The organism is Pseudomonas sp. LPB4.O (assembly GCF_038383825.1).
Lineage (GTDB): Bacteria > Pseudomonadota > Gammaproteobacteria > Pseudomonadales > Pseudomonadaceae > Aquipseudomonas > Aquipseudomonas putida.
The window spans coordinates 3,456,354-3,469,559 of sequence record NZ_CP151298.1 but is presented as its reverse complement, the minus strand read 5'-3'; the positions used below and the strand labels follow the sequence as shown (position 1 = coordinate 3,469,559).

The following is a 13,206-nucleotide window of genomic DNA, read 5'->3' as shown; positions in this document are numbered from 1 at the left end:
CTGGTGGTGTGCCCCCAGTTGGGGGCACACCCAGGCCTGTTGTTCAGGAACGGTTGATATCGAGCCACACCGCGCCGTTGGGGTACTGGTAGCGTTCCAGGGTCTCGGCATGCATTTCGATGCTGTAGCCTGGGCGTTGCGGCGGCATGTAACGCCCACGGCGGATCACCACCGGGTCGATGAAGTGCTCATGCAGGTGGTCGACGTACTCCAGTACCCGGTTGTGCAGCGAGGCAGACACGGCGATGTAGTCGAACAGGGCGATGTTCTGCACATATTCGCACAGCCCGACGCCGCCGCCGTGCGGGCACACCGGCACGTCGTACTTGGCCGCCATCAGCAGCACGATCAGCACCTCGTTCAGGCCACCCAGGCGGGCAGCATCCAGCTGGCAGAAATCCAGCGCACCGGCCTGGAACATCTGCTTGAACATGACCCGGTTGTGGCAGTGTTCACCGGTGGCGACACCAATCGGCGCGATGCGTTGGCGAATGGTGGCGTGGCCGAGGATGTCGTCCGGGCTGGTCGGCTCTTCGATCCACAGCGGTTCGAAGGCGGCCAGGCGGCGCATGTTGGCAACCGACTCCTCCACGCCCCAGACCTGGTTGGCATCCATCATCAGGGTACGTTCCCAGCCGATTTCGTCGCGCAGGATGCTGGCGCGCCGGATGTCTTCTTCCAGGTCGGCGCCGATCTTCTGCTTGATGTGGGTCCAGCCATCTTCCACGGCCTCGCGGGCCAGTTTACGCATCTTCTCTTCGCTGTAACCCAACCAGCCTGGCGCGGTGGTATAGCCGGGGTAGCCTTCGCGCAGCATCTGCGCCTCACGCTGGGCCTTGCCTGGGGCCTGGCGGCGGAGCAGGGCAATGGCTTCCTCGGGGGTGAGCACGTCTGTGACGTAGCTGAAGTCCAGGCAGCGCACCAGTTGCTCGGGCGTCATGTCGGCCAGCAGTTTCCACACCGGCTTGCCTTCGCGCTTGGCCCACAGGTCCCACGCCGCGTTGATGATGGCCGCAGTGGCCAGGTGGATCACGCCTTTCTCCGGGCCCAGCCAGCGCAGTTGGCTGTCGCTGACGGTAAAACGGTGCCAGAAACCGCCCATGTCGGCGGTAATCTCCTCGAGGCTGAGGCCGACGATCAGGGGGGCCAGTGACTGCACCGCTGCCGCGCAGATCTCGTTGCCGCGGCCAATGGTGAACGTCAGGCCGTGGCCTTCAAGGCCCTCGGCGTCGGTGTGCAGCACCACGTAGGCTGCCGAATAGTCGGGGGCGCTGTTCATGGCGTCGGAGCCATCCAGCGACAGCGAAGTAGGAAAACGAATGTCGCGAACGCTCAGGTGGGTAATACGTATGCTCATGGTCGACTCTTGTTCTGCTCAAGCGCTGGGAGACCTGACTGTAGGTTGTCGAGCGATACAGGCATAATCGCCAATTCTTAATCAGCGATACCGGATTCGATATGTCTCGCTTGCCAATCGACCCAACCCAGGCGCCTGCCAGCCTTGGTGCATTGAGAATCTCCAGCCGCCAGATCACGCTGCTCAATGCGCTGGGCGAGTTCGGCAACCTGCGCCGCGCCGCTGCGGCGATGCACACCACGCAACCGGCGGCCAGCCTGTTGCTGCAGCAGCTTGAGGAACGCCTTGGCGTGCGTTTGTTCGAGCGCTTGCCGCGCGGCATGCAAGCAACGCTCTACGGTGAGGTGATGATCCGCTATGCACAAAGCGCGCTGCATGAGTTCGAGCATGCCCAGGCGCAAATCGCCGAACTGGCGCGCGGGGCCTTGGGCCTGGTGCGGGTGGGCAGCGTCATGGGCCCCGTACCGGGCGTGCTGACCAAGGCGGTACTGGCCTACAAGCGCGACCACCCTAAGGTGCGTATCTCGCTGGAAGTGGGTACCAGCGATACCTTGCTGCCCGCGTTGCTGCGCGGCGATTTCGACATGGTCGTGGGCCGCCTGCCAGACCAGAGCGACAGCCAGGACCTGAACATCGAGCTGTTTGAAGGCGGCGAGCAGATGCGCGTGATTGCCCGCGCCGGGCACCCTCTGGCGGCGGCTGTCGGGTTGCAATTGAGTGACCTGGTGGCCCTGACCTGGATCTTGCACCCCATCGGCAGCCCGATGCGCCGCCGCGTCGAAAGTGCGCTGCAGGCCGGGGGCATGGTGCAGTCACTGGACATCGTTGAAACCGCCTCGATCCTGGCCACCACCGCCATGCTCGAAGCCTCCGAAATGATTGCGGTGGTACCCAATGACGTGGCCGAGCATTATGCCCGCTATGGCATGGTTGCCATCCTGCCGGTAGAGCTGCCGCTGACCATGGCCAACCTGGGCGTGCTGACCCTGCGCTCGCGGCCCAACTCGGTTGCCCTGGATACCTTGCTGCGCTACCTGCGGGCGCAATAACCCTGCCTTTTCACCTGCCTGAGGCCTGCTGCCGATGTCGCCGGACCTGACCCATTCCAGCTTTTGCAACTGGATCCGCTACAAGCACCTGGTGCTGATCGACACCCTGGCGCGCACCCGCAACATGCACGCAACCGCCACGCGCATGAACCTCAGCCAGCCTGCCCTGAGCAAGATGCTGCGCGATCTCGAAGAGCAGTTCGGCTTTGCCCTGTTCGAGCGCCTGCCACGCAGCATGCCGCCCACCGAGCTGGGTGAATACGTGGTGCGTTATGCCCAGGGTGCGTTGGCCGAGTCGCAGCAATTCGTCGACCAGGTCAACCGCCTGCGCAACGGCGGGCACGGTTTTATCCGCGTCGGTGGCATCTTTGCCGCGACTGCACTGGTACTGCCCCAGGCCATCGCCGCGATCAAGGCACGCAGCCCGCTTCTGTCGATCGAAGTGGTGGAGCATTCCAGTGATCACCTGCTGACCATGCTGGAGCAGAACAAGCTCGACATCATGATTGGCCGCTTCACCGAAGAGCGCTTCAGCCAGCTGTTCGACTTCCAGCCCCTCGAACCCGAACCGTTCAGCCTGGTGGTCAACAGCGAGCACCCGCTCAACCAGCTGGAAAGCCCGCCACTGTCGGCGCTGGGCGACTGGCCGTGGGTGCTGTACCCGGTGGGCACGCCGATCCGCAACCGCCTGGAACAGGCGTTCCGGGTGGCCGGTATTGCCACGCCCGTCGACAGCGTCGAGACCATCTCCATGCCGATGTTCCTGCAGCTGCTGCAATCGGCGCCGATGATTGCCATGTTGCCGCGTTCGATGGTTGCCGCGCAGCTGGCCAGCGGGCAGTTCAAGGAGCTGCGCAGCCCCTTGCATGTACCCGCGCTGGAGTATGGCGTGGTCACCCGCAAGGATGAACCGCTGAGCGCGTCGGCCCGGGCGTTTGTCGAGATTTTGCTGGAAGGCGCCAAACAGCGACAGAAGGAAGTTACGTCTGCAACTGCCTTGGACAAGACCTGATGGTTCACGGGGTCCCTGTGGGAGCGGGTTTACCCGCGAAGCAGTCGACGCGGTGCATGGCACCGGCTGCGCCGGTGTTCGCGGGTGAACCCGCTCCCACAGGATATGTGCTGGCTTGAGCACTTGGGCAGTCTATTAGGCGATCAAGGATCACCGGCCAATCACAACTTCCGATAACCACTGGTTATCAATCGATCGGATCATCTCATTGGGAATGCTGCGCAAGGCTTCTTACAGTGGCAACAGCCATAACAAGAAGCCCGCCGCACCGCCCTGAGAGGTCCCATGCAACTGATTGCCAAGTCCGGTGACCTTGCCGTCATCCGCCTCAACCCGCTGGACAACGTGCTTATCGCCCGCCAGGCCTTGCCGCAAGGCCTGCACCTGGATGCCGAGGCGATTACCGTGCGCCAGCCGATTCCTTCAGGCCACAAGCTCGCGACCGAACGCGTGGAGCAGGGCCAGCCGCTGCGCCGTTACGGGCAAATCATCGGTTTTGCCTCGCAGGCCATCAATGCCGGCGATCACGTGCATGTGCACAACGTACAAATGGGGGATTTTGCCCGTGACTATGCGTTTGGTGTCGACACTCGCAGCCAGCCTGGCAGCGAAGCGCAGTTCCAGGGCATCGTGCGCGCCGATGGGCGGGTTGCCACCCGTAATTACATCGGCATTCTCACCTCGGTGAACTGCTCGGCGACCGTCGCCAGGGCGGTGGCCGACCATTTCCGCCGTGACATCCACCCTGAGGCACTTGCCGACTACCCGAATATCGACGGCGTGGTCGCCCTGACCCACGGTGCTGGCTGCGCAGTAGACCCCAGCGGCGAAGCCCTTGGCTTGCTGCGCCGCACCCTGGCCGGGTACGCCGTGCACCCCAACTTTGCTGCCGTACTGATCATTGGCCTGGGCTGCGAAACCAACCAGATCGAAAGCCTGCTGGAAACCCAGGGCCTGCAAGCCAGTGCGCAGCTGCGGGCCTTCACCATCCAGGGCATCGGCGGTACGTCGAAAACCATTGCTGCCGGCATCGAGCAGGTCAAGAGCCTGCTGGCCGAGGCCAACCACGTCCAGCGCCAACCGGTCAGCGCACGGCATCTGGTGGTCGGCCTGCAATGTGGCGGCTCCGATGGCTACTCCGGCATCACCGCCAACCCGGCATTGGGCAACGCCGTGGACCGCCTGGTGGCGGCCGGTGGTACCGCAATTCTGTCCGAGACCCCGGAAATCTACGGCGCCGAGCATTTGCTGACCCGCCGCGCGGTCAGCCGTGAGGTGGGCGAAAAGCTGGTGGCGCGCATCCGCTGGTGGGAAGACTACTGCCAGCGCATGAACGCCGAGCTGAACAACAACCCTTCGGCCGGCAACAAGGCCGGGGGCCTGACCACCATCCTCGAGAAGTCCCTGGGCGCAGTGGCCAAGGCGGGTTCCAGCAACCTGGTCGATGTGTACCAGTACGCCGAGACCGTGCGTGCCCGGGGCCTGGTGTTCATGGACACCCCTGGTTACGACCCGGTCTCGGCCACTGGCCAGGTGGCTGGCGGGGCCAACCTGATCGCCTTCACCACCGGGCGTGGTTCGGCTTACGGCTGTGCCCCGGCACCGTCGATCAAGCTGGCCACCAACAACCGGGTGTTCGAACACCAGGAAGAGGACATGGACGTCAATTGCGGCGGTATTGCCGATGGCTCCACCAGCATCGAGGAGCGTGGCGCGTTCATCTTCGAGCAGATGCTGCGCATTGCTTCCGGGGAACGCAGCAAAAGCGAACAGCACGGATATGGGCAGAACGAGTTCGTGCCCTGGCAGATCGGCGCCGTGACCTGATTGACCGCTCCCGTCCCGCTTACGAGATAACAACAATGACTCAACCCACACACCACAACGTGCAAGCGCTCACCACCTTTGTCGAGCAACTGTTCGAAAAAGCCGGTGCCGATACCGAAGTCGCCCAGGTGGTGACCCGGGTTCTGCTCGAAGGTGAACTGCTCGGGCACCGTACCCACGGCCTGAACCTGGTCAGCCGCTACATCGGTGGCATGCAGGAAGGCAAGGTCAAGGCCCGCGCACAGGCACTGGAACAGGTGTCGGACAGTGGCATCGCCAGCGTGTTCGATGGCCATTACCTGTTGGGGCCTTACTGCGTCAGCCGTGCCCTGGACTGCGCGGCAAAAGGTGCGACTGCGCAGGGCATCGGCATTGCGGTGGTGCGCCGTGCTTCGCACATTGGCTGCCTGGCCGCCTATCTCAAGCCCTTTACCGACCAGGGCCTGGTGGCCATGGTTTATTCATCGGACCCCTCCGTGGGGCTTGTCTGCGCCCACGGTGGCATCGACCCGATCTACACCCCCAACCCGATTGCTGCCGGTATCCCGACCCAGGGCGAGCCGATCCTGCTGGACGTGAGCATGTCGACCGTTACCCTTGGGCTGGTTGGCCAGTGCCGCGATGCCGGCAGCCGCCTGCCGCACCCGGTACTGGTGAGCAATGACGGGCAGCTGAGCGACGACCCGGTCGATTTCTTTACCCGCCCGCAAGGCAGCATCCTGCCCCTCGGCGGCCAGGGCTTTGGCCACAAAGGCTTTGCCCTGGCGCTGCTGGTCGAAGCCCTGACGTCCGGCCTGGCCGGCCATGGGCGAAAGGATGCCCCTGAGCAGTGGGGCGCCTCGGCCACTGCCGTGGTCATCGACCCGCGCTTCTTCGGTGGCTTGGAAGCGTTCACCGATGAAACCAGCTTCCTGGGCCGACTGGTACTCGCCAGCCGCCCGCTCGACCCTGCGCGCCCGGTGCGCTTGCCTGGGCAGGCTGGCCTTGCCCTGCGCCGCCAGGCCCTGCAGCAGGGCGTGAGCCTCTCGCCACAGCTGCTGGCTGACCTTGATCGCCTGGCCGGCCAATTGCAACTGCCGGCACTTTCCCAATGATGCACAGTAAGGGTACACAGATGACTGACCGATCGAACGCCAATCAACCGCTGCCGCTGAGCCAGGATGCCAGTGTGTTCGACAGCGGCAGCTGGGTAGGGCGGGTGTGGCTGGCGGACCAGGGGCCGGCGGTGGTGCTGGTGAAAGCCGGCGCGGTCTACGACATCAGCACCCACGTGGCGACTGTCTCGGCCCTGCTGGAAGTGGCCGACCCGGTGGCCTACCTGCGCGCCTTGCCGCTGGCCGAACCGCTGGTGGCGCTATCGGTGTTGCTGGACAACAGCGACCCCACCCAGCGCGACCCGAGTCAGCCATGGCTGCTGGCGCCTGTCGACTTGCAGGCGGTGAAGGCCGCTGGCGTAACCTTCGCCACCAGCCTGCTGGAACGTGTGGTGGAAGAGCAGGCCAAGGGCGACCCGGCCAAGGCCGATGCCATCCGTGACACCTTGGCCAGCCGCATCGGCGCCGACCTGTCGCAGATCGTGCCAGGCTCGGCCCAGGCCGAAGCGCTGCGAAAGGTGCTGGTGGAGCAGGGCCTGTGGTCGCAATACCTGGAAGTGGGCATTGGCCCTGATGCCGAAGTGTTTACCAAGGCCCAGCCGCTGTCGGCAGTTGGCCACGGTGCCGATATCGGCATCCACCCCAAGTCCAGCTGGAACAACCCTGAGCCGGAAGTGGTGCTGGCAGTATCCAGCGATGGCAGCATCAAGGGCGCCATGCTCGGCAACGACGTCAACCTGCGCGACTTCGAAGGCCGTAGCGCCTTGCTGCTGTCCAAGGCCAAGGACAACAATGCCTCCACCGCACTGGGCCCGCTGCTGCGGCTGTTTGACGAAAGCTTCGGCCTTGACGATGTGCGCAACGCCGAAGTGGACCTGCGGGTTGAGGGGGAGGACGGTTTTATACTGTCTGGCCGCAGTTCCATGCGCCAGATCAGCCGCGACCCGCAAGACCTGGTGCAGCAAACCCTCAACGAAAACCATCAGTACCCCGACGGCATGGTGCTCTTCCTCGGTACCCTGTTCGCCCCCAAGCAGGACCGTGACCAGCCGGGCAATGGCTTTACCCACAAGCCGGGCGATGTTGTGACCATCAGCAACCCGCAACTGGGTACCCTGTGCAACCGCGTGACCACCAGCGACCAGGCACCGCAGTGGGCGTTTGGCCTGCGCGCGTTGATCGACAACCTCGGCCGGCGTGGCCTGCTGGAGGTTGCAGCTACCGCACGCCAGCCTTGAGCGGCACGCTGCGCAAGGGAGGGGCGCAGGAACATCGATGGATCGCCAAAGCGCTGACAGCGCGGCAACAATAATAATAAAGGTCGACACATGAACCCTATGAAGAAGTACCAGCGCATCACCGTTGTGTTCCTGCTGCTGATCGGCATCGTCAACTACCTGGACCGTAGTGCGCTGTCGATCGCCAACACCTCCATCCAGAAAGACATGATGATCAGCCCGTCGCAGATGGGCATCCTGTTGTCGGCGTTTTCCATTGCCTACGCCTTTGCCCAGTTGCCAATGGGCATGATCATCGACCGCCTGGGCAGCAAGGTCGCGCTCGGCGCCTCGCTGCTGGGCTGGTCGGTGGCCCAGGCGGCGTTTGGCATGGTCAACAGCTTTGCCGGGTTCATGGGCCTGCGGGTGCTGCTGGGGATTGGCGAGGCGCCCATGTTCCCGTCGGCGGCCAAGGCCCTGTCGGAGTGGTTCGATGCCAATGAGCGCGGCACGCCGACCGGCGTGGTCTGGTCGTCGACCTGCCTTGGCCCGTGCCTGGCGCCGCCCTTGCTGACGCTGTTCATGGTCAACTTCGGCTGGCGCGGCATGTTCATCATTACCGGCGTGATCGGCGTGGTGCTGGCGGTGTGCTGGCTGACGTTCTACAAGAGCAAGGCGCGTTACCTGGCGGAACTGGAGGCCGAAGGCAAGCCGCTGCCAGCGGAACACAAGGCGCCTGTGGCCCCGGTGCAAACGCCGAAGGCTTCGTACTTCGCCGGCTGGCTGGACCTGTTCAAGCACCGCAGCACCTGGGGTGCCGTGCTGGGTTTCATGGGTGTGATCTATATGCTGTGGCTGCACCTGACCTGGTTGCCGGGCTACTTCGAGCGTGAACACGGCCTGGACCTGTACAAGACCGCCTGGGTCGTGTCGCTGGCCTACGGCTTTGGTGCGGCGGGTACAATCGTTGCCGGGCGCTTCTGCGACCGGCTGGTGAAGGGTGGCATGACTGTGCTGGGCAGCCGCAAGTTCAGCGTCATCACCGGCCTGGTGCTGGCGGCGCTGTTCACCTTGCCGCTGTCGTTCGTCACCGGCCTGACAGGCTGCGTCATCCTGCTGTGCCTGGCACTGTTCAGCATCAACATGGCCAGTGCCACTGCCTGGATGATCGTCAATACCATCGTTGACAGCCCACGCGTGGCCTCGTTTGGTTCGATCCAGAACTTCGGCGGCTACATTGCCGGCTCCGTGGCGCCGATCGCTACTGGCTTCAGCATCCAGTACTCGGGCTCGTTCACTACGGCGTTCATGATCAGTGCGGTGGTGGCGTTGTGCTCGGCGGTGGCGTACTACCTGTTGCTGCAGGCGCCGATTGGCAGTGCCAAGGACGAAGCAGGGGAGATGACTGGAGCGACTGAACAGGCATAAATCCTGGGGGCGCTTTGCGCCCCAAGCGGATCGTTGATCGTGACGCGACCCACGGCTCTTGTCAGGCATGGTTGTCTGTATGTATAAACAGTGCCTGTTACCGCAACCTGACCTCCGCCAGTGATCGCCCATTCCGTCGACGACCCGTTCTACTACCTGCATAACTTCCGCCAGGTAGTGCTGTGGGTCGAACAGCGCTACCAGGACCTGCTCGATGACCAGGAACTGGCCTTCATCCGTGCCTTCAATCAACTGCAAGCGCCAACCCAGGCCTTGATGGTGCGCATGGTCATGCGCAAAGGCGAGCTGTTTCGCAGCGACCGGCTCGACTACGCCGAAATCGGCGATACGGCGCTGGCGCTGCAGCCTTTGCAGAAACTCGGCTGGGTGCGGGAACCCGAGCAACTGGGCCTGGAACAGCTGTTCGCCTTGCTGCGCAAAGACGAACTGGCCCGCTGCTTCGCCCTGCAACTGAGCCGCCCGCGTGCCACCAAGCATGAGCTGTTGGCACAGCTGCAACCGCTGGGGCTGGTGGCCCGGTCACTGGCCGAATGGTTTCCCGACAGCGAGGTGAGCATCCTCCAGTGGTGCCTGCAACCTTTGTGCGACCGCATGCGCCTGTTGTTCTTCGGCAACCTGTACCAGGACTGGTCAGAGTTCGTCCTCGCCGACCTCGGTGTGCTGCGTTACGAGCAGGTGCCATTCAGCACGGTCTCGCGAGCCCTGCAGCAACGTGCCGAAGTCGACCTGGCCATGGCCTTGCACCAGTGCGCCGAGCGGCTGGAGCAGGGCGACGAACCCGTGTCGATTCTGGGTACCCTGCAGGGCCTGCACAGTGACAACCCGTGGCTGGCCCGCCGCCATGCGCGCCTGCAGTTCGCCCTGGGCCAGCAATGCGAGCGCCTGGGGGAGTGGGACCAGGCCATGGCCGTGTACGGCCAGTGCAGCCATGCCCAGGCACGCATTCGCCAGGTGCGGGTGCTTGAGCGCACTGAGCAGTGGCCCCAGGCCCATGCGCTGGCACTACAGCTCGCGGCGGCACCGGCTAACGCGCTGGAAGTGCAGGCACTGGAACGGATGCTGCCACGCCTCGCGCGCAAGCTCGGCGGCCCGCCACAGCGACGCCAGCGTGCCACACCGCTGGAGCTGATCGAGCTCGAGCTGCCCCGCGAGTACGCTGCGTTGGGTGTGGAGGAAGCTGTGCGTCAACACCTGGCGCAAGAGGGGGGGCAGGCGCATTACGTGGAGAACACCCTCTTCAACAGCCTGTTTGGCCTGTTGTGCTGGGAGGCCATCTTCGCCCCTGTGCCTGGCGCATTCTTCAACCCGTTCCAGGCCGCGCCACAGGACCTGCACGACAGTGACTTCCAGCAGCGGCGCAGTGCGCTATTCGATCTTTGCCTGGGGCGGCTCGACGATGGCAGCCATCGTCAGGCGATTCTCGAGTGCTACAAGGGCAAGCAAGGCCTGCAGTCGCCGTTCGTGTTCTGGTCCATGCTCAGCGAGGAACTGCTGGAACAGGCCTTGGCTTGCTTGCCGGCTGCCCAGCTGAAACAGTGCTTCCTGCGCTTGTTGCAGGACATTCGCAGCAACCGCGCCGGCATGCCCGACCTGATCCAGTTCTGGCCCGAGCAGGGCCGTTACCGCATGGTCGAGGTCAAGGGGCCCGGTGACCGTTTGCAGGACAACCAGCTGCGCTGGCTGGAGTTCTGCAGGCAACACGGCCTGCCCGTTGCGGTGTGCCATGTGCGCTGGAGCGAAACGCCTTGAGCTACAGCGTGGCGGTGCGTGCCTTGTGCGAGTTCAGCGCCAAGGTCGGTGACCTGGACCTGCGCTTTACGCCGTCGCCCACCGCCCAGGAGGGCATCGAAGGGCACCAGCGGGTAGTGGCACGGCGTGCTGCGGGCTACGAGTCGGAAATCACCCTTGAAGGCCAGTTCGAAACCCTCAAGGTGCGAGGCCGCGCCGATGGTTATGATCCTGGCAGCAATCGCCTGGAAGAGATCAAGACGCACCGTGGCGATCTGGCGCGTCAGCCGGCCAATCACCGCCAGTTGCACTGGGCCCAGGCCAAGGTCTATGGCTGGTTGATGTGCCAGGCACGGCAATTGCCAGCCATCGAGGTGGCGCTGGTGTACCTGGACGTGGACAGCGATGACCAGACGCTGTTCAGTGAGCACTACACGGCTGCTGAATTGCGGGCCTTCTTCGAAACCCAGTGCCAGCGCTTTCTGGGCTGGGCCCAATTCCAGCAACGGCGTCTGGCCGAGCGTGACCAAGGGCTTCAGGCGCTGGGTTTCCCCTATCCACAGTTCCGCCAGGGCCAACGGCAGCTGGCCGAAACCTTGTACAAGGCGGTAAGTACCGGGCGTTGCCTGATGGCCCAGGCCAGCACCGGCATTGGCAAGACCCTCGGTACCTTGTTCCCGCTGCTCAAAGCCATGGTGCCGCAGCAGCTGGACAAGCTGTTCTTCCTCACTGCCAAGACCCCGGGCCGGGCGCTGGCCCTCGATGCCATGAGCCAGATCACCGATGCCACGCCACAACCTGCCTTGCGCACCCTGGAGTTGATCGCCCGCGACAAGGCCTGTGAGTACCCGGACAAGGCCTGTCATGGTGAATCCTGCCCACTGGCCGCAGGCTTCTACGACCGTTTGCCGGCAGCGCGTGAGGCTGCGGCAGCACTGCCTTTGCTTGACCGTGCCAACCTGCGCAAAGTGGCCTTGGCGCATCAGGTTTGCCCGTATTACCTGGGGCAGGAGATGGCGCGCTGGGTCGACGTGCTGGTCGCTGACTACAACTACTACTTCGATGCGCATGCCTTGCTGTTCGGCCTCACTCAGCTCAACCAGTGGCGCGTGGCAGTACTGGTGGACGAAGCGCATAATCTTGTCGAGCGTGGGCGCAGCATGTACAGCGCCACCCTTGACCAAGGGCAGCTGCTGGCCCTGCGTCAGAGCAAACCGCCTGGGCTGGTCAGTGCGCTGGACCGCCTTAACCGGCAGTGGAACGCCCTCTATAAAGAACAGCGCGCGCCTTATCAAGCCAGCGAGTCGCTGCCAGACGGCCTGCTGCGCGCCCTGCAGCAATGCATCGGGCTGATTCAGGAGCAGATCAACCAGACGCCTGCGCAAATGGACCCGCAGGTGTTGCAGTTCTTCTTCCAGGCCTTGCAGTTCAGCCGGGTTGCCGAGTTGTTCGATGAGCACTTTCTGTTCGACATCAGCCAGCGTCAGGCCCCGCGCAAGCGTCGGCTGGCTACCCTGTGCCTGCGCAATGTCACCCCGGCACGCCTGTTGGCCCCGCGCATGCAGGCGGCGCGCAGCGTGACACTGTTTTCCGCCACGTTGAGCCCGCGGCATTTCTACAGCGACTTGCTGGGCATGCCGGCCGATACCGCGTGGCTGGAAGTGGCTGCGCCGTTTCGCGCAGAGCAGCTGGAGGTACGGATTGCTAGCCAGGTGTCCACCCGTTACCAGCAGCGCCACGCCTCCCTGGCGCCGATCGTCGAGCTGATTGCCCAACAGTACGAGCGCATGCCGGGCAACTACCTGGCGTTCTTCAGCAGCTTCGAATACTTGCAGCAAGTGGCCGGTCTGCTGGCCGAGCGGCATGGGCAGATTCCCCTGTGGGCCCAGGAACCGGGGATGGACGAGGCGGCCCGCCAAGGGTTTCTTGACCGCTTTGTCGCCGATGGCAAAGGCGTGGGCTTCGCCGTATTGGGCGGTGCGTTCGGCGAAGGCGTGGATTTACCAGGTACCCGGTTGATCGGCGCCTTTGTCGCCACCTTGGGTTTACCGCAGGTCAACCCGGTCAACGAACAGTTCAAACAGCGGCTGGGGCAGCAGTTTGGGGCGGGCTTCGATTACGCCTACCTGTACCCTGGAGTGCGCAAGGTGATCCAGGCGGCGGGCCGGGTTATCCGTGGTGACCAGGATCGGGGCGTGCTGGTATTGATAGACGAACGCTTTGCCGAACCCCGCGTGCAGCAGATGTTTCCGACATGGTGGCCGGCAGCCATCCTCTAGCAATCCCTGTCTCGCGCTCCCACAAATGACCGCGTCAGCCGGGCATGCCGTCTGTCTGGGCTAGAACAGGAAGACAGATAATGACCCAGCGAAACGATGGGTTGCACTTGGCATGGGCGATCCTCGGTTCGTTCGATAGGCTTCAATTGGGGTAAGATTGCGAACCGTGCCAGTGCAAAGCCCTTGAATATCAA

9 protein-coding genes are annotated in these 13,206 nt (G+C 63.7%); 8 read left to right on the top strand and 1 reads right to left on the bottom strand.

What is annotated here, in order from left to right:
- Nucleotides 1-43 precede the first annotated feature (43 nt).
- Entirely contained in the window at nt 44-1,357 is a 1,314-nt protein-coding gene (locus MRBLPB4O_RS15605; protein ID WP_341795791.1) for an L-fuconate dehydratase, read from the bottom strand.
- A 101-nt stretch (nt 1,358-1,458) separates the two neighbouring features.
- Between MRBLPB4O_RS15605 and MRBLPB4O_RS15600 the strand changes: the two genes are divergently transcribed.
- The 8 genes from MRBLPB4O_RS15600 to MRBLPB4O_RS15565 all read left to right on the top strand — a co-directional run bounded on the left by MRBLPB4O_RS15600 (nt 1,459) and on the right by MRBLPB4O_RS15565 (nt 13,012).
- Nucleotides 1,459-2,406, top strand: a complete 948-nt coding sequence (locus MRBLPB4O_RS15600; protein WP_341795790.1) for a LysR family transcriptional regulator — start codon at nt 1,459-1,461, stop codon at nt 2,404-2,406.
- A gap of 34 nt (nt 2,407-2,440) precedes the next feature.
- Nucleotides 2,441-3,418, top strand: a complete 978-nt coding sequence (locus MRBLPB4O_RS15595; RefSeq protein ID WP_341795789.1) for a LysR family transcriptional regulator — start codon at nt 2,441-2,443, stop codon at nt 3,416-3,418.
- 285 nt (nt 3,419-3,703) lie between these two features.
- A complete protein-coding gene (locus MRBLPB4O_RS15590) occupies nt 3,704-5,245 on the top strand; it encodes an altronate dehydratase family protein (RefSeq protein ID WP_341795788.1) in 1,542 nt (513 codons plus the stop codon).
- A 35-nt stretch (nt 5,246-5,280) separates the two neighbouring features.
- Nucleotides 5,281-6,339: an Ldh family oxidoreductase gene (locus MRBLPB4O_RS15585; protein WP_341795787.1), complete on the top strand. Its 1,059-nt coding sequence runs from the start codon at nt 5,281-5,283 to the stop codon at nt 6,337-6,339.
- Nucleotides 6,340-6,359: 20 nt separating this feature from the next.
- A complete protein-coding gene (locus tag MRBLPB4O_RS15580) occupies nt 6,360-7,577 on the top strand; it encodes a fumarylacetoacetate hydrolase family protein (protein ID WP_341795786.1) in 1,218 nt (405 codons plus the stop codon).
- Nucleotides 7,578-7,676: 99 nt separating this feature from the next.
- Nucleotides 7,677-8,984 (top strand): MFS transporter, encoded by a 1,308-nt coding sequence (locus MRBLPB4O_RS15575; protein WP_341798892.1) that lies wholly within the window; start codon nt 7,677-7,679, stop codon nt 8,982-8,984.
- A gap of 120 nt (nt 8,985-9,104) precedes the next feature.
- Nucleotides 9,105-10,754 carry a VRR-NUC domain-containing protein gene (locus MRBLPB4O_RS15570; RefSeq protein ID WP_341795785.1) on the top strand — a complete coding sequence of 550 codons (1,650 nt, stop codon included), beginning with the start codon at nt 9,105-9,107 and terminating at the stop codon, nt 10,752-10,754.
- On the top strand, nt 10,751-13,012 hold the full coding sequence (locus MRBLPB4O_RS15565; protein WP_341795784.1) for an ATP-dependent DNA helicase: 2,262 nt from the start codon (nt 10,751-10,753) through the stop codon (nt 13,010-13,012). The genes MRBLPB4O_RS15570 and MRBLPB4O_RS15565 overlap by 4 nt, the downstream gene beginning before the upstream one ends.
- The last annotated feature ends 194 nt before the right edge of the window (nt 13,013-13,206 follow it).

Coding starts and splice junctions, on each gene's coding strand:
- MRBLPB4O_RS15585 (WP_341795787.1), top strand. CDS start 5,281: ATGACTCAACCCACACACCACAACGTGCAAGCGCTCACCACCTTTGTC.
- MRBLPB4O_RS15595 (WP_341795789.1), top strand. CDS start 2,441: ATGTCGCCGGACCTGACCCATTCCAGCTTTTGCAACTGGATCCGCTAC.
- MRBLPB4O_RS15590 (WP_341795788.1), top strand. CDS start 3,704: ATGCAACTGATTGCCAAGTCCGGTGACCTTGCCGTCATCCGCCTCAAC.
- MRBLPB4O_RS15605 (WP_341795791.1), bottom strand. CDS start 1,357: ATGAGCATACGTATTACCCACCTGAGCGTTCGCGACATTCGTTTTCCT.
- MRBLPB4O_RS15580 (WP_341795786.1), top strand. CDS start 6,360: ATGACTGACCGATCGAACGCCAATCAACCGCTGCCGCTGAGCCAGGAT.
- MRBLPB4O_RS15575 (WP_341798892.1), top strand. CDS start 7,677: ATGAAGAAGTACCAGCGCATCACCGTTGTGTTCCTGCTGCTGATCGGC.
- MRBLPB4O_RS15600 (WP_341795790.1), top strand. CDS start 1,459: ATGTCTCGCTTGCCAATCGACCCAACCCAGGCGCCTGCCAGCCTTGGT.